Annotated in this window: 22 protein-coding genes and 1 pseudogene; 13 read left to right on the forward strand and 10 right to left on the reverse strand. The window is 51.1% G+C overall.

Annotated elements, in window-relative coordinates:
* Positions 1-29 precede the first annotated feature (29 nt).
* Together OQV04_RS10650 and mntR are read right to left on the reverse strand one after the other, a co-directional pair.
* Positions 30-1,148 carry an anion transporter gene (locus OQV04_RS10650; protein WP_000056453.1) on the reverse strand — a complete coding sequence of 373 codons (1,119 nt, stop codon included), beginning with the start codon at positions 1,146-1,148 and terminating at the stop codon, positions 30-32.
* Positions 1,145-1,612, reverse strand: a complete 468-nt coding sequence (gene mntR, locus OQV04_RS10655) for a manganese-binding transcriptional regulator MntR (protein ID WP_000091016.1) — start codon at positions 1,610-1,612, stop codon at positions 1,145-1,147. Before mntR ends, OQV04_RS10650 begins: the two co-directional genes overlap by 4 nt.
* A gap of 185 nt (positions 1,613-1,797) precedes the next feature.
* Between mntR and mntS the strand changes: the two genes are divergently transcribed.
* Positions 1,798-1,926: a manganase accumulation protein MntS gene (gene mntS / locus OQV04_RS10660; protein WP_001001761.1), complete on the forward strand. Its 129-nt coding sequence runs from the start codon at positions 1,798-1,800 to the stop codon at positions 1,924-1,926.
* Between the two features lie 271 nt (positions 1,927-2,197).
* Positions 2,198-3,781 (forward strand): phosphoethanolamine transferase, encoded by a 1,584-nt coding sequence (gene opgE, locus OQV04_RS10665; RefSeq protein WP_001054678.1) that lies wholly within the window; start codon positions 2,198-2,200, stop codon positions 3,779-3,781.
* A gap of 48 nt (positions 3,782-3,829) precedes the next feature.
* On the opposite strand, the gene ompX is transcribed toward opgE, so the two are convergent.
* Both ompX and OQV04_RS10675 read right to left on the reverse strand, forming a co-directional pair.
* Positions 3,830-4,345, reverse strand: coding sequence for an outer membrane protein OmpX (gene ompX / locus OQV04_RS10670; protein WP_001295296.1), 516 nt, complete (start codon positions 4,343-4,345; stop codon positions 3,830-3,832).
* 52 nt (positions 4,346-4,397) lie between these two features.
* Entirely contained in the window at positions 4,398-4,463 is a 66-nt protein-coding gene (locus OQV04_RS10675; protein ID WP_120795379.1) for a protein YliM, read from the reverse strand.
* Between the two features lie 234 nt (positions 4,464-4,697).
* Between OQV04_RS10675 and rhtA the strand changes: the two genes are divergently transcribed.
* The 6 genes from rhtA (at position 4,698) to ybiO (ending at position 11,396) form a co-directional block, all read left to right on the forward strand.
* The gene (gene rhtA / locus OQV04_RS10680) at positions 4,698-5,585 is read left to right on the forward strand and encodes a threonine/homoserine exporter RhtA (RefSeq protein WP_001295297.1); all 888 of its coding nucleotides are present in this window, start codon (positions 4,698-4,700) and stop codon (positions 5,583-5,585) included.
* Between the two features lie 298 nt (positions 5,586-5,883).
* Positions 5,884-6,387 carry a DNA starvation/stationary phase protection protein Dps gene (gene dps / locus OQV04_RS10685; protein ID WP_000100800.1) on the forward strand — a complete coding sequence of 168 codons (504 nt, stop codon included), beginning with the start codon at positions 5,884-5,886 and terminating at the stop codon, positions 6,385-6,387.
* 403 nt (positions 6,388-6,790) lie between these two features.
* Positions 6,791-7,537 (forward strand): glutamine ABC transporter substrate-binding protein GlnH, encoded by a 747-nt coding sequence (glnH, locus tag OQV04_RS10690; RefSeq protein ID WP_000843866.1) that lies wholly within the window; start codon positions 6,791-6,793, stop codon positions 7,535-7,537.
* A gap of 138 nt (positions 7,538-7,675) precedes the next feature.
* Positions 7,676-8,335, forward strand: a complete 660-nt coding sequence (gene glnP / locus OQV04_RS10695) for a glutamine ABC transporter permease GlnP (RefSeq protein WP_001159065.1) — start codon at positions 7,676-7,678, stop codon at positions 8,333-8,335.
* Entirely contained in the window at positions 8,332-9,054 is a 723-nt protein-coding gene (gene glnQ / locus OQV04_RS10700) for a glutamine ABC transporter ATP-binding protein GlnQ (protein ID WP_000569080.1), read from the forward strand. The genes glnP and glnQ overlap by 4 nt, the downstream gene beginning before the upstream one ends.
* Before the next feature lie 116 nt (positions 9,055-9,170).
* Positions 9,171-11,396, forward strand: coding sequence for a mechanosensitive channel protein (ybiO, locus tag OQV04_RS10705; RefSeq protein WP_001267214.1), 2,226 nt, complete (start codon positions 9,171-9,173; stop codon positions 11,394-11,396).
* On the opposite strand, the gene rlmF is transcribed toward ybiO, so the two are convergent.
* Positions 11,393-12,319: a 23S rRNA (adenine(1618)-N(6))-methyltransferase RlmF gene (gene rlmF, locus OQV04_RS10710; RefSeq protein WP_032288175.1), complete on the reverse strand. Its 927-nt coding sequence runs from the start codon at positions 12,317-12,319 to the stop codon at positions 11,393-11,395. The genes ybiO and rlmF overlap by 4 nt on opposite strands.
* 275 nt (positions 12,320-12,594) lie before the next feature.
* Here rlmF and mcbA point away from each other — a divergent pair, with 275 nt between their 5' ends.
* From mcbA to ybiJ, 5 genes are all read left to right on the forward strand, one after another.
* Positions 12,595-12,855: a DUF1471 family periplasmic protein McbA gene (mcbA, locus tag OQV04_RS10715; protein WP_000710619.1), complete on the forward strand. Its 261-nt coding sequence runs from the start codon at positions 12,595-12,597 to the stop codon at positions 12,853-12,855.
* Positions 12,856-13,119: 264 nt separating this feature from the next.
* Positions 13,120-15,402, forward strand: a complete 2,283-nt coding sequence (locus tag OQV04_RS10720; RefSeq protein ID WP_032352390.1) for a catecholate siderophore receptor Fiu — start codon at positions 13,120-13,122, stop codon at positions 15,400-15,402.
* Between the two features lie 41 nt (positions 15,403-15,443).
* Complete coding sequence (ybiX, locus tag OQV04_RS10725; protein ID WP_000990177.1) at positions 15,444-16,121, forward strand: PKHD-type hydroxylase YbiX; 678 nt, start codon at positions 15,444-15,446, stop codon at positions 16,119-16,121.
* 73 nt (positions 16,122-16,194) lie between these two features.
* Positions 16,195-16,461, forward strand: a complete 267-nt coding sequence (gene ybiI, locus OQV04_RS10730; protein WP_000146357.1) for a C4-type zinc finger protein YbiI — start codon at positions 16,195-16,197, stop codon at positions 16,459-16,461.
* Positions 16,462-16,726: 265 nt separating this feature from the next.
* On the forward strand, positions 16,727-16,987 hold the full coding sequence (gene ybiJ / locus OQV04_RS10735) for a DUF1471 family protein YbiJ (RefSeq protein WP_000849301.1): 261 nt from the start codon (positions 16,727-16,729) through the stop codon (positions 16,985-16,987).
* Between the two features lie 102 nt (positions 16,988-17,089).
* Here ybiJ and ybiE read toward each other — a convergent pair whose 3' ends face one another.
* From ybiE to OQV04_RS10760, 5 genes and pseudogenes are all read right to left on the reverse strand, one after another.
* Positions 17,090-17,149, reverse strand: a complete 60-nt coding sequence (gene ybiE, locus OQV04_RS10740) for a protein YbiE (RefSeq protein WP_211180490.1) — start codon at positions 17,147-17,149, stop codon at positions 17,090-17,092.
* A 66-nt stretch (positions 17,150-17,215) separates the two neighbouring features.
* The gene (hcxB, locus tag OQV04_RS10745) at positions 17,216-18,301 is read right to left on the reverse strand and encodes a hydroxycarboxylate dehydrogenase HcXB (protein ID WP_000443510.1); all 1,086 of its coding nucleotides are present in this window, start codon (positions 18,299-18,301) and stop codon (positions 17,216-17,218) included.
* Positions 18,302-18,441: 140 nt separating this feature from the next.
* The gene (gene ybiB, locus OQV04_RS10750; protein ID WP_000386515.1) at positions 18,442-19,404 is read right to left on the reverse strand and encodes a DNA-binding protein YbiB; all 963 of its coding nucleotides are present in this window, start codon (positions 19,402-19,404) and stop codon (positions 18,442-18,444) included.
* 27 nt (positions 19,405-19,431) lie between these two features.
* Entirely contained in the window at positions 19,432-21,582 is a 2,151-nt protein-coding gene (dinG, locus tag OQV04_RS10755) for an ATP-dependent DNA helicase DinG (RefSeq protein ID WP_032280571.1), read from the reverse strand.
* Positions 21,583-21,865: 283 nt separating this feature from the next.
* Positions 21,866-22,274: pseudogene (locus OQV04_RS10760) on the reverse strand (type III secretion system effector EspX2); the annotation flags it as partial.

Consider the following 22,274-nt stretch of genomic DNA (forward strand, 5'->3'; position numbering starts at 1 on the left):
CATAATCCGCCTTTTTTATTTGCCAGACCTTACCAGGCCGGGATCATAACCAACAAAACATATCCCACCAGCGCCGCCCACAACAGCATCGGTATTGAATAGAGATGGAAACGCCACCAGATGCGGCGATCGTTCGCCATACGTAGCGCAATCAAATTTGCCAGCGATCCGGGTAATAACCCAAAGCCACCTACGTTTACCGCCCATGCCAGTAATAAAGACGGCGGCACATAGTTCAGCAACAATATGGTACTCGGCACGTTACTGATCACCTGCGATAAACCGATTGCCGTTAACCATAATCCGGGTTCAGATAAATGACTCACGTTACCCAACACGCCTTGCAACGCTGGAAGCTGGGTCAGTAAATGGACGTCGATAAACATCGCCATAAACACCAGCAGCAGCGTCCAGTCCACACTCAACACCACGCGACGTGCCAGCAGCGCAAAGCCCACCGCCACAATCACCAGTCCCCACAGCTCTTGTTTTAACTCCAGCGCCGTCAGAAAGACGATATACAGTCCCAGACAACTCCACACCAGCCGCGGTTTCCACTCCGGCGTTTGCACCCCCGTATGGTATTGCAGCGCCTTTCCAGGGAAACAACACCAGCACAACAGCAGGAGTGTCAGCATCATTGCACCAGCCAGCGGTGCCATTTGGGCAATAAATCCGGCAAACGAAAGACCAGAACGTCCCCAGATAAGAATATTTTGCGGGTTGCCAATTGGCGTCAGTAGCGAACCAGCATTGACTGCCAGCGCCTCAAAAATAATCAGCCGATTAACCGGGATCTCACACAGTCTTTTTAGCGTGATAGTCAGCGGAACAACAATAAACAGCGCGACATCGTTGGTCAGAAAGGTAGAAAGCAGCGCCGCCGCCAGCACCATAAACATCGCCAGCCGACGCTCCGTAGCAAAGCGGCGCACCATTTTGCGCCCCAGCACATCAAAATAACCGCTTAACTCCACACCTTTGGTCAGCAGCATCAGGCCGCTTAAGGTGATGATGGTGTGCCAGTCGATAGCAGCAGGCCAGGATTTCGGTGCAAAGGGAACGAAAAAACTTAATCCGATACCAACAAGAATTAATAACTGAAAAAAACGATCGCCTTGCAGCGTGCGTAAAAAAGGCAGGCTCATTTGGCACCGTGTTTCTGGGTAAACAAACGAAAAGCGTCGAGCGTCTCTTCACTAACATGGTGCTCCATGCCTTCCGCGTCGCGACGGGCGATTTCCGGACTGACGCCCAACACCAACAAGAAATTTTCGACTATCTGATGTCGCTCGCGGCTTTCCTGCGCCAGCTTCTCTCCTTCTGCCGTTAAAAACACGCCACGCCAGGGGATCATTTCAATCAGCCCCATAGTTGCCAGTCGCTTAAGCATTTTAGCCACCGTCGGTTGCGAAACTCCCAAACGAGCAGCCATGTCTACCTGACGAGCTTCCCCCACTTCCCTGATCAAGTCAGAAATCAGCTCAACGTAATCATCAATAAGCTCGCGCCGATGCGCCTCTCTGACCTGGCGGAACCCTTCAACGTGCTCTTCCACGTTCACTAACTGCGTCACTTTTTTTGCTGTTGGCGTACCTGCGCGACGACTCATTGTGCTTCCTCATTATGGTGACGCATACATAGCGTTCTCATTTCGTGCGCACATTGTAAACCAGAGTTGCGAAGGTACAAAAAATTAACGTTTTAGCAATAGCTAAATAATATAGCCTGTGCTATATCTGTATGTAATGCAATCATCCCTCAAGGATCGACGGGATTAGCAAGTCAGGAGGTCTTATGAATGAGTTCAAGAGGTGTATGCGCGTGTTTAGTCATTCTCCCTTTAAAGTACGGTTAATGCTGCTCTCTATGTTGTGCGATATGGTCAACAACAAACCGCAGCAAGATAAACCTTCCGATAAATAGCGGCGTCGCGGTACGCCGCTTCCCTCCTGCTTTCATGCAGGCATAACGCGTTTTGGTCTGAAAAACCCCACTTTTTGTCGGATTTGCAATCCCCTTCGCAAAAGATTTGTTCGTCAGTAGTTGACCTGAACGGCGGCTCGCTCTATCTTCTTGCAGCCCTGCGTATATTGCGGCTCGCGGATGCGGACCCCTTTCCCCTCTTCACGCACTCTTGCAGGTATTGACCCTTGACGCCAGGGTAAGCACATGGCGTTTGTTACGATAGTGGCATATGAATTTAACCCTCAAAGAATCGCTTGTTACCCGTAGCCGGGTATTTAGCCCGTGGACTGCGTTCTACTTTTTACAGTCGCTATTAATTAACCTCGGCTTAGGTTACCCCTTCAGTTTGCTCTACACCGCTGCGTTTACGGCTATTTTGCTTTTGCTATGGCGAACATTGCCTCGCGTACAAAAAGTTCTGGTCGGTGTCAGTTCGCTGGTGGCGGCTTGTTATTTCCCTTTTGCTCAGGCCTACGGCGCGCCTAATTTCAATACATTGCTGGCATTGCACTCCACCAATATGGAAGAGTCGACCGAAATCCTGACGATTTTTCCGTGGTACAGCTACCTGGTCGGCTTATTTATTTTTGCGCTCGGCGTAATAGCAATCAGGCGAAAAAAAGAGAATGAAAAAGCGCGCTGGAATACCTTCGACAGCCTGTGTCTGGTATTCAGTGTGGCGACATTTTTTGTTGCTCCCGTGCAAAACCTGGCCTGGGGTGGCGTATTTAAACTGAAAGATACTGGCTATCCGGTATTTCGTTTTGCTAAGGATGTCATCGTCAATAATAACGAGGTGATTGAAGAGCAAGAACGGATGGCAAAACTTTCCGGAATGAAAGATACCTGGACGGTCACTGCCGTTAAGCCGAAGTATCAGACCTATGTGGTGGTGATCGGTGAAAGCGCGCGTCGCGATGCCCTCGGTGCCTTTGGCGGTCACTGGGACAATACCCCGTTTGCCAGCAGCGTTAACGGTTTGATATTTGCTGACTACATTGCCGCCAGTGGCTCCACGCAGAAATCGCTTGGCTTAACGCTCAATCGCGTTGTCGATGGCAAGCCACAGTTTCAGGATAACTTTGTCACCCTGGCAAATCGCGCGGGCTTCCAGACCTGGTGGTTTTCCAACCAGGGTCAAATCGGCGAATACGATACCGCTATCGCCAGCATCGCCAAACGAGCAGATGAAGTGTACTTCCTGAAAGAAGGTAATTTTGAAGCAGATAAAAACACGAAAGACGAAGCGTTACTGGATATGACCGCTCAAGTGCTGGCGCAAGAGCACTCGCAACCGCAGCTGATTGTTCTGCATCTGATGGGCTCGCATCCGCAGGCCTGCGACCGGACACAAGGCAAATATGAAACCTTTGTACAATCGAAAGAAACGTCGTGCTATCTCTATACTATGACGCAAACGGACGATTTACTGCGCAAGCTGTACGATCAGTTACGCAACAGCGGCAGCAGCTTCTCGCTGGTTTACTTTTCTGACCACGGTCTGGCCTTTAAAGAGCGCGGCAAAGACGTGCAATACCTTGCCCATGATGATAAGTATCAGCAAAATTTCCAGGTGCCTTTTATGGTCATTTCCAGCGACGATAAAGCGCATCGGGTGATTAAAGCCCGCCGCTCAGCCAATGACTTCTTAGGCTTTTTCTCGCAGTGGACGGGAATTAAAGCGAAGGAAATTAACATCAAATACCCGTTTATATCTGAGAAGAAAGCCGGGCCAATATACATCACCAACTTCCAGTTACAGAAGGTGGATTATAACCATCTCGGAACCGATATTTTCGACCCGAAACCTTAAAACAAAAAATCCGCCCCGAGAGGCGGATTTTTTATATCACCAAAGCGATTAGAAGCGGTAACCAACACCGGCAATCCAGGTGCCTACGTCAACGCTACGAATACGGCTCTGCTCGTAAGAGAAGTCCAGAGCAACGTTTTCCATCGGGTTGAACTGCAGACCAGCACCGTAGGAGAAACCGTAGTCGCTAGTGTCGTGTTTGTAGGTCGGGTATTCAGTGGTCTGGAATTTACCATAACCCACACCCACTACACCGTAGATGCTTGCCCAGTCGTTAATGCGGTAAGCCGGACCAGCAGTGATGCCGTAGTACTGGTTTTTGTTGTAGTCACCAGAGCTTGCAGTACGGCTTTTCTCGGTGTAAGTGAAAGAACCGATCACACCCAGCGGGCTGTTGTCTTCTTCATAGCGGTATTTCAGGTTGAAACCGCCCATTTTGTTCATTTGGCCCTGAGCGTCGCTCTGTGCGTAACCGCCAGTTACGGTAGAAGTCGCAGCTACGGAAGTACCTGCGGTGAAAGCCAGAACTGCGGCCAGTGCTGAAAGACATGCAATTTTTTTCATAACCACCTCAAATGTGATTCAAATAAGTCCTAAGTTTTAAATATATCAAAAATTAATGGGAAACTCTTCGCGATTTGTGATGTCTAACGGGCCATTTCATGTAACAGAACGTTTCCATACACCGCTATCCATCTAAATTTAAATCACTTTTTCAGAGAACTGCGTAAGTATTACGCATGTTTTCCCTGTCATTCATCCAGATTATTCCTAATCACCAGACTAATGATTCCATCAATCCTGGCGCATTTTAGTCAAAACGGGGGAAAATTTTTTCAACAAATGCTCAACCAGCATTGGGTATATCCAGTACACTCCACGCTTTACTTAAGTCTAGATATTTGTGGGAGAAAGGATGCCTGGTTCATTACGTAAAATGCCGGTCTGGTTACCAATAGTCATATTGCTCGTTGCCATGGCGTCTATTCAGGGTGGAGCCTCGTTAGCTAAGTCACTTTTTCCTCTGGTGGGCGCACCGGGTGTCACTGCACTGCGCCTGGCATTAGGAACGCTGATCCTCATCGCGTTCTTTAAGCCATGGCGACTGCGCTTTGCCAAAGAGCAACGGTTACCGCTGTTGTTTTACGGCGTTTCGCTGGGTGGGATGAATTATCTTTTTTATCTCTCTATTCAGACGGTACCGCTGGGTATTGCGGTGGCGCTGGAGTTCACCGGACCACTGGCGGTGGCGCTGTTCTCTTCTCGTCGCCCGGTAGATTTCGTCTGGGTTGTGCTGGCGGTTCTTGGTCTGTGGTTCCTGCTACCGCTGGGGCAAGACGTTTCCCATGTCGATTTAACCGGCTGTGCGCTGGCACTGGGGGCCGGGGCTTGTTGGGCTATTTACATTTTAAGTGGGCAACGCGCAGGAGCGGAACATGGCCCTGCGACGGTGGCAATTGGTTCGTTGATTGCAGCGTTAATTTTCGTGCCAATTGGAGCGCTTCAGGCTGGTGAAGCACTCTGGCACTGGTCGGTTATTCCATTGGGTCTGGCGGTCGCTATTCTCTCGACCGCTCTGCCTTATTCGCTGGAAATGATTGCCCTCACCCGTTTGCCAACACGGACATTTGGTACGCTGATGAGCATGGAACCGGCGCTGGCTGCCGTTTCCGGGATGATTTTCCTCGGAGAAACACTGACACCCATACAGCTGCTGGCGCTCGGCGCAATTATCGCCGCTTCAATGGGTTCTACGCTGACAGTACGCAAAGAGAGCAAAATAAAAGAATTAGACATTAATTAAATTTACATTTCTGCATGGTTATGCATAACCATGCAGAATTTCTCGCTACTTTTCCTCTACACCGTCTTTATATATCGAATTATGCAAAAGCATATTTATTCCGAAAATTCCTGGCGAGTAAATAAATAAGAATTGTTCTTATCAATATATCTAACTCATTGAATCTTTATTAGTTTTGTTTTTCACGCTTGTTACCACTATTAGTGTGATAGGAACAGCCAGAATAGCGGAACACATAGCCGGTGCTATACTTAGTCTCGTTAATTACTGGGACATAACATCAAGAGGATATGAAATTATGAGTACCGCTAAATTAGTTAAATCAAAAGCGACCAATCTGCTTTATACCCGCAACGATGTCTCTGACAGCGAGAAAAAAGCAACAGTAGAGTTGCTGAATCGCCAGGTTATCCAGTTTATTGATCTTTCTTTGATTACCAAACAAGCGCACTGGAACATGCGCGGCGCTAACTTCATTGCCGTACATGAAATGCTGGATGGCTTCCGCACTGCACTGATCGATCATCTGGATACCATGGCAGAACGTGCCGTGCAGCTGGGCGGTGTAGCTCTGGGGACCACTCAAGTTATCAACAGCAAAACCCCGCTGAAAAGTTACCCGCTGGACATCCACAACGTTCAGGATCACCTGAAAGAACTGGCTGACCGTTACGCAATCGTCGCTAATGACGTACGCAAAGCGATTGGCGAAGCGAAAGATGACGACACCGCAGATATCCTGACCGCCGCGTCTCGCGACCTGGATAAATTCCTGTGGTTTATCGAGTCTAACATCGAATAAATCCATCGCTGATGGTGCAGAACTTTAGTACACGGTAAAAGCGGCTTCCTGACAGGAGGCCGTTTTGTTTTGCAGCCCGCCTCAACGCACTTATTTAGTGCATCCATCTGCTATCCCCAGCTGATTAAGTAAATTTTTTGTATCCACATCATCACACAATCGTTACATAAAGATTGTTTTTTCATCAGGTTTTACGCTAAATAATCACTGTATTGAGTGCACATTTTTAGCGCACCAGTTTGGTGCCCCAGAATGGTGCATCTTCAGGGTATTGCCCTATAAATCGTGCATCACGTTTTTGCCGCATCTCGAAAAATCAATGAGTTGCAAAACTGGCACGATTTTTTCATATATGTGAATGTCACGCAGGGGATCGTCCCGTGGATAGAAAAAAGGAAATGCTATGAAGTCTGTATTAAAAGTTTCACTGGCTGCACTGACCCTGGCTTTTGCGGTTTCTTCTCATGCCGCGGATAAAAAATTAGTTGTCGCGACGGATACCGCCTTCGTTCCGTTTGAATTTAAACAGGGCGATAAATATGTGGGCTTTGACGTTGATCTGTGGGCTGCCATCGCTAAAGAGCTGAAGCTGGATTACGAACTGAAGCCGATGGATTTCAGTGGGATCATTCCGGCACTGCAAACCAAAAACGTCGATCTGGCGCTGGCGGGCATTACCATCACCGACGAGCGTAAAAAAGCGATCGATTTCTCTGACGGCTACTACAAAAGCGGCCTGTTAGTGATGGTGAAAGCTAACAATAACGATGTGAAAAGCGTGAAAGATCTCGACGGGAAAGTGGTTGCGGTGAAGAGCGGCACTGGCTCCGTTGATTACGCGAAAGCAAACATCAAAACTAAAGATCTGCGTCAGTTCCCGAACATCGATAACGCCTATATGGAACTGGGCACCAACCGCGCAGACGCCGTTCTGCACGATACGCCAAACATTCTGTACTTCATCAAAACCGCCGGTAACGGTCAGTTCAAAGCGGTAGGTGACTCTCTGGAAGCGCAGCAATACGGTATTGCGTTCCCGAAAGGTAGCGACGAGCTGCGTGACAAAGTCAACGGCGCGTTGAAAACCCTGCGCGAGAACGGAACTTACAACGAAATCTACAAAAAATGGTTCGGTACTGAACCGAAATAATAACGCTACACCTGTAAAGCGCACTGGCAGTTCCCTCTCCCCTCTGGGGAGAGGATTAGGGTGAGGGGCGCAAACCCGCTCCGGGGCCATTAATTACCCTGAATTTGATTATTTACACCACGGTAACAGGAACAACATATGCAGTTTGACTGGAGTGCTATCTGGCCTGCCATTCCGCTTCTGATTGAAGGTGCCAAAATGACCCTGTGGATATCGGTCCTCGGTCTGGCTGGCGGTCTGGTAATCGGATTGCTGGCAGGTTTTGCACGCACCTTCGGTGGTTGGATAGCCAACCACGTCGCGCTGGTCTTTATTGAAGTGATCCGCGGCACACCTATCGTCGTCCAGGTGATGTTTATCTATTTCGCCCTGCCGATGGCGTTTAACGACTTACGCATCGACCCATTTACTGCGGCGGTGGTCACCATCATGATCAACTCCGGCGCGTACATTGCGGAAATCACGCGTGGTGCGGTGCTGTCTATCCACAAAGGTTTTCGTGAAGCAGGACTGGCGCTCGGTCTTTCACGTTGGGAAACCATTCGCTACGTCATTTTACCGCTGGCACTGCGTCGTATGCTGCCGCCGCTGGGTAACCAGTGGATCATCAGCATTAAAGACACCTCGCTGTTTATTGTTATCGGCGTGGCGGAACTGACCCGTCAGGGGCAAGAAATTATTGCCGGTAACTTCCGCGCCCTTGAGATCTGGAGCGCCGTGGCGGTGTTCTATCTGATTATTACCCTGGTGCTGAGCTTTATTCTGCGTCGTCTGGAAAGAAGGATGAAAATCCTGTGATTGAATTTAAAAACGTCTCCAAGCACTTTGGCCCAACCCAGGTGCTGCACAATATCGATTTGAACATTGCCCAGGGCGAAGTCGTGGTGATTATCGGGCCGTCCGGTTCCGGTAAATCGACCCTGCTGCGCTGCATCAACAAACTGGAAGAAATCACCTCCGGCGATCTGATTGTCGATGGCCTGAAGGTTAACGATCCGAAAGTTGACGAGCGCCTGATTCGCCAGGAAGCAGGTATGGTGTTCCAGCAGTTTTACCTCTTCCCGCATCTGACGGCGCTGGAAAACGTCATGTTTGGCCCGCTACGCGTGCGTGGCGCGAACAAAGAAGAGGCGGAAAAACTGGCGCGTGAGCTGCTGGCGAAAGTCGGTCTGGCAGAACGTGCACATCACTACCCTTCCGAACTTTCTGGTGGTCAACAGCAGCGTGTGGCGATTGCCCGCGCGCTGGCGGTGAAGCCGAAAATGATGCTGTTTGATGAACCGACTTCCGCTCTTGACCCGGAACTGCGCCATGAAGTGCTGAAGGTTATGCAAGATCTGGCTGAAGAAGGGATGACGATGGTGATCGTGACCCACGAAATCGGTTTTGCCGAGAAAGTAGCTTCGCGCCTGATCTTTATCGACAAAGGCCGGATTGCGGAAGATGGCGATCCGCAGGTGTTGATCAAAAATCCGCCGAGCCAGCGCTTGCAGGAATTTTTGCAACACGTCTCTTAACTTCTCAGCCTCCCTTTCACCCGAAAGGGAGGTACACCAGATTCCTCTCATTTAAAATCGCCCCTCCCCCAGCATCTATACTTATCTTTTTGCTCTGTTTTCTCACTGGAGGAGTCATGCGGTGGATCCTGTTCATCCTCTTCTGCCTGCTGGGCGCACCTGCCCACGCGGTATCCATACCCGGCGTTACAACCACAACGACAACGGACTCAACGACTGAACCGGCCCCGGAACCGGATATCGAACAAAAAAAAGCGGCCTATGGCGCACTGGCGGATGTGCTGGATAATGACACCTCGCGTAAAGAGTTGATCGACCAGTTGCGCACCGTCGCCGCGACGCCACCTGCTGAACCGGTCCCGAAGATCGTGCCGCCGACGCTGGTTGAAGAGCAAACCGTGCTGCAAAAGGTCACCGAATTCAGCCGCCATTATGGTGAGGCCCTTTCCGCCCGCTTCGGGCAGCTTTATCGCAATATCACCGGCTCCCCGCATAAGCCGTTTAATCCACAAACCTTCAGTAATGCGCTGACCCATTTTTCAATGTTAGCGGTATTAGTGTTTGGTTTTTACTGGCTGATTCGTCTGTGCGCACTGCCGCTGTATCGCAAAATGGGCCAGTGGGCGCGGCAAAAAAATCGTGAGCGCAGTAACTGGTTGCAGCTTCCGGCGATGATTATCGGGGCGTTTATTATCGACCTGCTGTTACTGGCCCTGACATTATTTGTCGGCCAGGTATTAAGCGACAACCTGAATGCAGGCAGTCGCACCATCGCTTTCCAACAAAGTTTGTTTCTCAACGCCTTTGCCCTGATTGAATTTTTCAAAGCCGTACTACGCCTGATTTTTTGCCCAAACGTGGCGGAACTGCGCCCGTTCACGATTCAGGACGAGAGCGCCCGTTACTGGAGTCGTCGCCTGAGCTGGTTAAGCAGTTTGATAGGTTATGGCCTGATTGTGGCCGTGCCGATTATCTCTAATCAGGTGAATGTACAGATAGGTGCGCTGGCGAACGTCATCATTATGCTGTGCATGACCGTCTGGGCGTTGTACCTGATCTTTCGTAATAAAAAAGAGATTACCCAGCATTTGCTCAACTTTGCGGAGCATTCGCTGGCCTTTTTCAGCCTGTTTATCCGCGCCTTTGCGCTGGTGTGGCACTGGCTGGCAAGCGCCTATTTTATCGTGCTGTTTTTCTTTTCGTTGTTCGATCCGGGCAACAGCCTGAAATTTATGATGGGTGCAACAGTGCGCAGCCTGGCGATTATTGGTATCGCAGCATTTGTTTCCGGTATGTTTTCCCGCTGGCTGGCAAAAACCATCACTCTCTCGCCACATACTCAGCGTAACTATCCGGAGTTGCAAAAACGGCTGAATGGCTGGCTTTCGGCGGCGCTGAAAACGGCGCGTATTCTGACCGTCTGCGTGGCGGTAATGCTGCTGTTGAGCGCATGGGGATTGTTCGATTTCTGGAACTGGCTGCAAAACGGCGCGGGGCAGAAAACCGTAGATATCCTGATCCGTATCGCACTCATTCTTTTCTTCTCGGCGGTTGGCTGGACGGTGCTCGCCAGTTTGATCGAAAACCGGCTGGCTTCGGATATTCATGGCCGCCCGCTACCCAGCGCCCGCACGCGTACCCTGCTTACGCTGTTTCGTAACGCGCTGGCGGTGATTATCAGTACCATCACCATCATGATTGTGTTGTCGGAAATCGGCGTCAATATCGCGCCATTGCTGGCAGGTGCCGGGGCATTAGGTCTGGCTATCTCGTTTGGTTCGCAAACGCTGGTGAAAGATATTATCACCGGGGTATTTATTCAGTTTGAAAACGGCATGAACACTGGAGATTTGGTGACTATCGGGCCGTTGACCGGCACTGTGGAACGGATGTCGATTCGCTCCGTGGGCGTACGCCAGGATACCGGGGCGTACCACATCATTCCGTGGTCTTCGATTACCACCTTTGCCAACTTTGTCCGCGGCATTGGTTCGGTAGTGGCAAACTACGATGTTGATCGCCATGAAGATGCTGATAAAGCCAATCAGGCACTGAAAGATGCGGTAGCGGAATTAATGGAAAACGAAGAAATTCGTGGGCTGATTATTGGTGAACCGAACTTTGCCGGGATTGTCGGCTTAAGCAATACCGCGTTTACACTGCGTGTTTCGTTCACTACGCTGCCGCTCAAACAGTGGACGGTACGCTTTGCCCTCGACAGCCAGGTGAAAAAACATTTCGACCTGGCGGGCGTTCGCGCGCCAGTGCAGACTTATCAGGTGCTGCCTGCTCCGGGCGCGACCCCGGCTGAACCGCTGCCGCCGGGGGAGCCAACGCTTTAACGTTGGCGATTAACAAAACGGCGGCGCTGCTCGTCGTTCATAAAGGTCCAGGCAATAAAGCGACTCTGCTTTTGCCCCTGGACCATCTCTTTTTTAACCACCTTCACCGCGCCCACGTCCGTCAGGGCACGATACAACGGCGGTAAGTTTTCACCACGAGATACCAGTGAAGTAAACCACATCACCTGCTTCGCGAAGCCTTTGCTCTCTTCAATCATCTTTTTGATAAAGGTGACTTCACCGCCTTCACACCACAACTCCTGTTGCTGGCCGCCAAAGTTCAGTGCATCGTCTTTGTTCAGCCCCAGGTTACGGCGTTTACGCTCACTACCTGCCCGCGCCGCAGCGGCGGAATCGTGGAATGGCGGGTTACACAAGGTCGCGTCGTATTGCTCGTTTTTATGGATGATGCCGTTAAAAATCGCCCCACTCTCTTTTTGCCGACGCAGACGAATGGCGCGATTAAGCCCTGGATTAGCACTGATGATCGCCTGCGCGCTGCTTAACGCCTGGCTGCTGGTTTCACTACCGGTAAAACGCCAGCCATATTCATGTACGCCAATCAGCGGATAAATACAGTTCGCACCAACGCCGATATCCAGAATGCTGGCATTAGCGGGAATTGTTCCGCTTGCTTCTGCCAGTAAATCGGCAAGGTGATGAATATAATCCGCCCGGCCCGGTACTGGCGGACAGAGAAAACCGTCCGGGATATCCCAGTTCGCTACGGCGTAAAAATGGGCCAGCAACGCCTTATTGAGCGCCTTCACCGCCAGCGGATTGGCAAAGTCTACGCTTTGCTCCCCTGCGGGTGTAAGCGTGAGGAATTGCCTGAGTTCAGGATTGACCTGACAAAGCGTGGCGAGATCGTAGCGGCTGTGATGACGGTTGCGCGGATGCAACCCCGGTTTCTGGGCGGACATAGCATTCTCCTTTAAGCAGCGGCGTAAGATACCCGCATAACGCGACAGGGTAAATATCTGGCTGCGTTTATCATTTCTAAAAACCTTAACATGGCTATGGTTTATGGCAATTCATCATAAAAATCAGCATCATGCATGTCATTGATTTGTCTTATTTTGTAAAAATATATCGTTCAAAAAATAAGCGTATCTCTGTCAATTTTTTGCGTCATTTTCATCGCCCAGGCGACCTACACTTATCAGGCACTACCCGTTGTATTTATGAGGATGTCATTATGAAAAAGTGCCTCACACTACTGATTGCCACCGTCCTGAGCGGAATCTCTCTCACGGCTTATGCCGCGCAACCGATGAGTAACCTGGACAGCGGTCAGCTACGGCCCGCCGGTACCGTTTCGGCAACTGGCGCATCAAACCTAAGCGATCTGGAGGATAAACTGGCAGAAAAAGCGCGCGAACAAGGCGCGAAAGGTTATGTCATTAATTCCGCAGGCGGAAATGACCAGATGTTCGGTACTGCAACCATCTACAAATAACCCCACCAACGTAACTGCATTCGCCTCTGGATGCAGTTTTCGCCTGTTTTGTAATCAAAAAACATCAAATATGAACGTAATGTAAATAAATGTATTTCTTTTTCGCACAATGGGTGATAGAAAATCGCGCCAAGTGATAATGCTTATCAAAATTATTATCACTTGCACGAGCACTATCACGAGATTAACAGTGGCATCGCATCCGCAGAGAGGCTTTCTCGTGGCAGTGAAAATTTCAACATATAAGAAAAAGTCACCTGCAAAATGGAAAACAATCGCAATTTCCCTGCCAGACAATTTCATTCGCTCACGTTCTTTGCCGGTCTTTGTATTGGCATCACGCCTGTGGCTCAGGCACTCGCCGCCGAAGGGCAAACTAACGCGGATGACACGCTGGTTGTCGAAGCATCAACGCCTTCGCTTTATGCGCCACAACAATCTGCAGATCCGAAATTCTCGCGTCCGGTAGCGGATACTACCCGCACGATGACGGTGATTTCTGAACAAGTGATTAAAGATCAGGGCGCAACCAACCTTACCGACGCACTCAAAAACGTCCCCGGCGTGGGTGCGTTTTTTGCGGGTGAGAACGGTAACTCCACCACTGGCGACGCCATTTATATGCGCGGTGCTGATACCTCTAACAGTATTTATATTGATGGCATTCGCGATATCGGCAGCGTCTCGCGCGACACCTTCAATACCGAGCAGGTCGAAGTGATTAAAGGGCCGTCCGGCACCGACTACGGGCGCAGCGCACCGACAGGCTCGATCAATATGATCAGCAAGCAGCCGCGCAATGATTCCGGCATTGACGCCTCCGCCAGTATTGGTAGCGCCTGGTTCCGCCGCGGCACGCTGGACGTCAATCAGGTCATTGGTGATACCACCGCGGCGCGCCTGAATGTGATGGGCGAAAAAACGCACGATGCCGGACGCGACAAAGTCAAAAATGAGCGTTACGGCATCGCCCCTTCTGTCGCTTTTGGCCTTGGTACAGCGAATCGTTTGTATCTTAATTATCTGCATGTCACCCAGCACAACACGCCAGACGGTGGCATTCCGACCATCGGTTTGCCGGGCTATTCTGCCCCATCTGCGGGAACGGCGGCCCTGAATCATTCCGGAAAAGTTGATACGCATAACTTTTACGGCACGGATTCCGATTACGACGATTCGACCACCGACACCGCTACCATGCGTTTTGAGCACGACATCAACGATAACACCACCATTCGCAATACTACCCGTTGGTCGCGCGTGAAGCAGGATTACCTGATGACGGCGATTATGGGTGGGGCGTCGAATATTACCCAGCCCACCAGCGATGTGAATAGCTGGACCTGGTCACGCACGGCGAATACTAAAGATGTGAGTAATAAAATTCTCACCAACCAGACCAACCTGACCTCGACGTTCTATACCGCTTCTATCGGTCATGATGTCAGTACCGGCGTGGAATTTACCCGTGAAACGCAGACTAACTACGGCGTTAATCCGGTGACGTTACCTGCGGTAAATATTTATCATCCTGACAGCAGCATTCATCCCGGCGGCCTGACGCGCAACGGCGCAAACGCCAATGGTCAGACGGATACCTTCGCAATTTACGCCTTCGATACGCTGCAAATCACCCGTGATTTTGAGCTGAACGGCGGGATCCGTCTGGATAATTATCATACTGAATATGACAGTGCCACCGCCTGCGGCGGCAGCGGACGCGGTGCCATCACCTGCCCAGCTGGTGTGGCAAAAGGTTCTCCGGTCACCACCGTCGACACCGCCAAGTCGGGCAATCTGGTGAACTGGAAAGCCGGGGCGCTGTATCACCTGACGGAAAACGGCAATGTCTATATTAACTATGCCGTTTCCCAGCAGCCTCCGGGCGGCAACAACTTCGCCCTTGCGCAGTCTGGCAGCGGTAACAGTGCCAACCGCACCGATTTTAAACCGCAAAAAGCCAACACCAGCGAGATTGGCACCAAATGGCAGGTTCTGGATAAACGCCTGTTACTCACCGCCGCGCTGTTCCGTACTGATATCGAAAATGAAGTTGAGCAAAATGATGACGGGACTTACTCGCAATACGGTAAGAAACGCGTCGAAGGCTATGAGATATCCGTGGCAGGGAATATTACTCCCGCGTGGCAGGTGATTGGCGGCTATACCCAGCAAAAAGCAACCATCAAAAACGGCAAAGATGTTGCCCAGGATGGTTCCTCATCGCTGCCGTATACCCCGGAGCACGCCTTCACCTTATGGAGCCAATATCAGGCAACCGATGATATTTCTGTGGGTGCGGGCGCACGCTATATCGGCAGTATGCACAAAGGTTCCGACGGCGCAGTGGGAACGCCAGCATTTACCGAAGGTTATTGGGTCGCCGACGCCAAACTGGGGTATCGGGTTAATCGCAATCTCGACTTCCAGCTAAACGTCTACAACCTGTTTGATACCGATTACGTCGCCTCAATCAACAAGAGCGGCTACCGTTATCACCCGGGCGAGCCAAGAACCTTCTTGCTCACCGCCAATATGCATTTCTGATTCAGATGTGGGGCGCAGGCCCCACTTTTTGGAGAACTTGTATGATGTACCACATTCCCGGCGTGTTATCGCCACAGGACGTCGCCCGTTTTCGCGAACAACTGGAACAAGCCGAATGGGTGGATGGACGCGTCACCACCGGCGCACAAGGTGCGCAAGTTAAGAACAATCAACAGGTAGACACCCGCAGCACGTTATACGCCGCCCTGCAAAATGAGGTGCTGAACGCGGTTAACCAACATGCTTTGTTCTTTGCCGCGGCCTTGCCGCGTACCCTTTCCACGCCGCTGTTTAATCGCTATCAGAACAATGAAACCTATGGTTTTCATGTGGATGGCGCAGTACGCAGCCATCCACAAAACGGCTGGATGCGCACTGACCTTTCTGCCACGCTGTTTTTAAGCGATCCACAAAGCTACGACGGCGGCGAACTGGTCGTTAATGACACCTTCGGACAACATCGGGTAAAACTCCCGGCAGGTGATCTGGTGTTGTATCCCTCCAGCAGCCTGCATTGCGTGACACCCGTAACCCGCGGCGTACGAGTGGCATCATTTATGTGGATCCAGTCGATGATCCGCGATGATAAAAAGCGCGCCATGCTGTTTGAACTGGACAACAATATTCAGTCGCTGAAAAGCCGCTACGGCGAAAGTGAAGAGATCCTGTCGCTGCTCAATCTTTATCATAATCTGCTGCGGGAATGGTCGGAGATCTGACGCTTGAACTACCCGAGTTCGTCCCTATATTAGCTACACTTAACTGTACAAGCATTGATATGGGGAGGACGATATGGCATCCGGTTGGGCTAACGATGACGCCGTCAACGAACAGATCAACAGTACAATTGAAGATGCGATTGCCCGCGCTCGGGGTGAAATTCCGCGTGGCGAAAGCCTGTATGAATGTGAAGAGTGCGGTGCCCCCATCCCGCAAGCCCGTCGGGAAGCCATTCCTGGCGTGCGCTTATGTATTCATTGTCAGCAGGAGAAAGATTTACAAAAACCAGCTTATACAGGATATAATCGCAGAGGTTCGAAAGACAGCCAGTTACGTTAACTACAACTGGCGAGATGTATAGCGAGTATAATTTGTATTTTTCGTGGCATTCCGTGCCTTTAACGCTGCCGTGACTGCCACGCGATATAAAACGGGTCCATAAGTACAACAAATAAATGGTTTATCAGTATGTTAGATATCAATCAATTTATTTGAACAAGGCGGTCAATTCTCTTCGATTTTATCTCTCGTAACAAAACGTGATACTCATCACATCGACGAAACAACGTCACTTAAACAAAAAATCACCTGCGAGAGATTAATTATGAAAACTATCAATACTGTTGTTGCTGCTATGGCTCTTTCAACTCTGTCATTTGGCGTGTTTGCCGCGGAACCGGTAACGGCATCCCAGGCACAGAACATGAATAAAATCGGCGTGGTTTCTGCCGATGGCGCATCCACCCTCGATGCCCTGGAAGCGAAACTGGCTGAGAAAGCGGCGGCAGCTGGGGCGAGTGGATACAGCATCACTTCCGCCACCAACAACAATAAATTAAGCGGTACTGCGGTAATTTATAAGTAATTCGTAGGACGGATAAGGCGTTTACGCCGCATCCGGCAACAGATGCCTGATGCGACGCTACCGCGTCTTATCAGGCCTACAAAATCCGAACCGTTGGACGGATCAGGCGTTTACGCTACGTCCAGCACAAGTATTTCCCTGTCTGTTTGCCGACAGACGCATATGCTCTAACCCTCATTGATCCTATGTTACCCTTGTTTGCCCGTCCGCCACTGGACGGGCTTTTTTTTAGCTGGCTAACTGCTGACAGAAAGCCTGCAACGTCTCTTCCGGCATACCAATCTGCCGCGCCGCATCACAAATGGCCTGCCAGCTTCCCGCATCCAATGGAATCCCCTGCTCCTGCCGTTCGCGACGCGTGTTCACTTCCCACTCGCCCGGAAGCAAAATCGGCTTATCGTCATCATGCGGCGAGGCTTTCACCCACTCGGCAAAGGCTTCGGTCTGCGCGCTACAATCCGGCGCGCCGAACAGTTCCGGATTGATGATGATAGTGGTCATGCAGTTAAGAATGGCATCGGGACTGGTTTGTAACGTTTCCTGATGCGTCGTTTTACCGCCGGAAAGCGCCCCGCCAAGAATTTCACACATCGCTGCAAGGGCGTAGCCTTTATGTTCGGCAAAGGTCAACAGCGAACCCAACGGCGACTCCTGCATTACCGCCGGATTGGTCGTCGGCACGCCGTTAACGTCAATCAGGCAACCTGGCGGCACGGGGACGCCTTTATGCCAGGCGACGCGGGTTTTGCCAAATGCGATGGCGCTGGTGGCGTAATCGAGCAACAGCGGGAAATTATCTTTACGAGGGAAAACCACACAGAACGGATTGGTGCCAAAGCGGCTGTCGCGACCGTGGAACGGTGCGACCATTGGAATACCGACCACGCTAACAAAGTGGATAGAGACAAACCCCGCCGCTGCACACTGCTCCGCCCAGTAACCGATACGGCCGATATGATGCGAGTTATGTAGCGCCACGGCGGCAATACCGTGCTGATGCGCTTTCTCAATCCCCAGCGCCATCGCTTCATGTGCCGCGACCTGACCAAATGCGCGATCGCCATCGAGCGTGACCGCCGCCCCCGCCTCTTTAACGATTTTGGCATGATGGTTAATTTGCAGGTGCCCCTGACTCCAGGAGCGTACATAGCTTGGGATCATGCCAATACCATGTGAATCATGCCCTGCCAGGTTTGCCGCGATTAAATGATCGGCAACTAATTTCGCTTCTTGTTCCTCGCTACCCATCTGACGAAATACAGCCTGAATAAAGCTGTGCAGCGTCTGAGCATCAAAGCGATGACCACTTTCCATGGTTAACTCCTGTTTATGTTATGTGTTTGTTGTTTTTTTATGCTGCACGCCGGGCGCGGGAAGGTCAATAAAGATGCAGGAATTTCATATTGCGGTGGGGTAAAAGCCGGATGACGTGGCTCATCCGGCTGAGATAAAAATTAAAATGCCTGATTAACGCGCGCCAGGCCATCGCTGATAGTTGCCGCTTCACCCGTAGCCACCAGGCAGCAAGCCATCTGGATTTTCAGCGATTCGGGAATCGGTTCGCTGCCAGCCAGGCAACGCTCAATCCACTGCGCCGTGGTTTCCGGATCTTTTGCTTGTGGCAATAACTCGCTACCAGCAGGGTCCTGTTTTTCATACAGCACCCGCATCCCTTCACGGTCAATGAGATTGATCTGCGGGCAGCGCTGCGGATTAGCATACACTTCGCCTTCAGTACCATGCATTAGTAACGCCCGCCCGCCGATATCGCTAAAGAACTTCGCGACTCGCCCGATGTATTCCGGATGCGAAACGCTGGAAAGACGCAGTGCCTCACCTTCGGCAAATGGCGTCGCCAGTTTCGCCAGGGTATGTGCACTGTTACGCACGCCCATCCGCCAGCGCATCGCCAGTTGTTTTTCCAGCGGCGGGCAAAACGCGCCGACAGGCATAAACACCGGTTGATGTTCGTCGAGCTTCGCCTGCGCCTGCCCGCCGTGCAACGTTGGCGTAATACCCATCAGTTCGAAAATGGTTTCGGTCAGCACGCGAGTTGGATCTTCGCTAACCCCGTGAACCACCACAGGAAAACCGAGTTTGTGCAGCAGAATCGCCAACAACGGCGTCAGGTTGGCCTGTTTACGCGCGCCGTTGTAACTGGGGATGACAATCGGCATCGGCTTGTCTGCAGGCGGCGTCAGCTTGATGGTGTGATTTTGCATGGCTTCGTAAAAGCCGAGCATCTCTGCTTCCCCTTCCCCTTTGATACGCAGCGCAATCAATACGCCGCCCAACTCAAGGTCAGGGACTTCACCATTGAGCATATGGGCATACAGACCGCGCGCAGTATCCCGGTCTAAATCGCGCGCGTGGTTTTTCCCGCGCCCGATCTCTTTAATGATTTTGCGATAGTCCATTTACGACTCCTTACCTGACTCACATCATTAACGCCGCCGACGGCGTGGGGATTTCGTTTTTTCTTTCTTTTTAACTATACCTTCAGGGACTTCCGGTTGCTCTATCGGAAATACCGGTAATGCATCCAGTAGTCGCTTGCCATAATTTTTGGTCAGCAAGCGTTTGTCGTAAATCACCACTTCGCCCCAGCAACCGTGGCTTCGAATCAGTCGCCCAACCTGCTGAATCAGGTTAAACGAGGCGCTCGGCAGGCTTTGCACCTCAAACGGATAGCGGTTGAGGCTTTTCAGCCATTCCCCTTCGGTGATCACCACCGGGCTGTCGATGGGCGGAAAAGCGATTTTGTGGATATGCACCTGGGTGAGCAGATCACCTTTCAAATCAAGCCCTTCGGCAAAGGACTGTAAGCCCACCAGCACACTACGCTCACCGTTGGCAACGCGTTTGCGGTGCAGTTCAACTAAACGGTAACGCGGCTGATCGCCCTGCACCAGCAACATCAACCGTAAATCTGTCACGTAGTCGAGAAAGCGCTGCATCGCACGCCCGCTGGCAAACAGCACCAACATACCGAGATGTTTTTTGCTCTCCACCTGCTCACGGAAAAAGGCCGCCATTTCAGCAATATGCTGTTCTTCGTTGTCGATGGAAGGCTCAACGCGCATCCGGGGAATAACAATTTTGCCCTGTTCGCAGTGGTTAAAGGGGGAATCCAGCGCCACAAAACGGTCGCCCGCTTTCTCTTTCAGCCCGCTCATCTCCTGCAAACGCGAAAAACTGTTCAGCGAACGCAAGGTTGCGGAGGTGACAATAATGTGCGGAATACTGCGCCACAGCAGCCTTTCCAGCTGATCGCTGACACGTATTCCCACGCAGTGAAACCAGAGATGCAGCTGCCCTTCGCGCTCTTCCCGCGTCGCCCATTTGGTCACTGGCGCACCGGAAGATTGCGCCAGAGACGCCAGCCGCCAGAGTTTGCTTTGCGCCTCAAACATCCCCAGCGCGCGGTTCATCTGTAAAATCAACCGATGCAGACGCACAATATCGTGGCTGCCGGTTTTCTCACTTAAATCGTTAAGAAATAACTCCGCCAGCCCGCGCAGCATCTCGGTGAGTTTTGCCAGCCGCTGGCAGATCTCCAGCACTTCATCTGGCAGTTCGCCCATCGCAAAACGGTGCTCTGCCTCCTGCCCGGCAGGCATGTAGAGATTGAGAATGTTGTTTAACGAGGCGATAAGCTCATACAACTCTTCACAATGCGCATTCAAACGTTCAGGGATCGCCAGCGGCGGGATGGTCTTCGGGCGAAACTGCTCCATGCAGGTAGCGACCAGTTTCGTGAACAAGTCCAGCTGTAGCCGATACCACGGTGCGGTGATTTCGGCACTCATCTCCAGCGCATCCCGCGCCACATCCGGCAGGTGATGGCCTTCGTCCAGCACCACCAGTAAATTTTTCGGGTCAGGCAATACCGCTTCGCTTTCCATCGCCGCCATCACCAGCGCATGGTTTGCCACCACCACTTCCGCTTCCTGAATTTCCCGACGAGCGACAAAAAACGGGCATTCGCGATAGTAGTAACAGTTGCGGTTGAGGCAGCTGGCTTTGTCGGTACTTAAACGACGCCAGAGATCGTCATCTATAGCGATATCCGTATGATCGCGCAGACCATCCCATTTATAAGTGTCGAGATCGCCCTTCAGCTTCGCACAACGTTTTTGCTCTTCCTGATTGTTCGGTGTCAGTTCGTCGTCAAGAAACGCCAGCAGATCCTGTTGCGTGGGTTCAGTGCTGGCGAGCGCCGTCAGATTACGCGGGCAAACGTAGCGCCCACGCCCAAAAGCGGCAGTGAATTTAAGATCGGGAATGATCTTTTTCAGCAGTGGCAAATCTTTGCTGTAGATCTGATCCTGCAACGCCACGTTGGCGGTACTCACCACCAGCGTTTTTTGCTCTTCGCGGGCAATGGCGATACCGGGGATCAAATAGGAGAGCGTTTTCCCAACGCCAGTGGGGGCTTCAATCGCCAGATGCCGCCCTTCTTCTCCGGCCAGCGTTTTGGCGACGTCCGCAATCATCTGCCGCTGCGGCGCACGGGGAATAAAGTCGGGGATCTGTTCCTGAAGCGCCTTATACCAGGCGGCAATTTGCGCTTTAAGCGCGGCGGTTAATGCCATGAGAAAACCTGAAATACTGTATAAACAGCCAATATTGTGGCATTTTTCGGTTTTCAGGGGTAATGGTTTTTCTGTTTCTGGAAAGCGGCTCGCAAACACGCCCTCTCGCAATATATTTGATTGAAAATTCGACGGCACAGTGAGCGCCAGTCTTCAGGGCAGAAAACAGCAAGTGATACCGCATTTCGTGGTTACACTTGCCGCCGTCATCGCTTCGCAGGAACCGGTATTGCCGACCCTGGCCTGAGCCAGGGCCATCAATGCCATTATTCTGCTGCGATCTTTACAGCCATGCGTCTGGCGTCCACTCGGATAAAACTTTAGAAAAACGATATTGTGCATAGCGGACCATATCACGATATAACGAACTTATGCGCAACTGGTTGGCCTCTTCATTAGACAGATTATTGAAATCAAGCAATACCGTTTTGTATGTATTAAAAGTTTGATTGCTTATCATACTTTCATCTAAAGAATGAGCTTTCGCCAATAAAGCAAATGCATAACGTTTTAAAGTTTTTGACGCATCAGGAATACCGTTAAAGACATTACTGTGAGAAATATTTGCAAATACGGCAGACAGGCAGAAAAATATTTTAGACTTATCACTTTCACTGGCCTCGTTGAGATCCAGCATCGTTAATAGATTAGCGTAATGTTTATCTTTCAGAGAATGCTGTTGCCATTGGTCT

This window comes from Escherichia sp. Lx600-2, assembly GCF_036662595.1.
Lineage (GTDB): Bacteria > Pseudomonadota > Gammaproteobacteria > Enterobacterales > Enterobacteriaceae > Escherichia > Escherichia coli.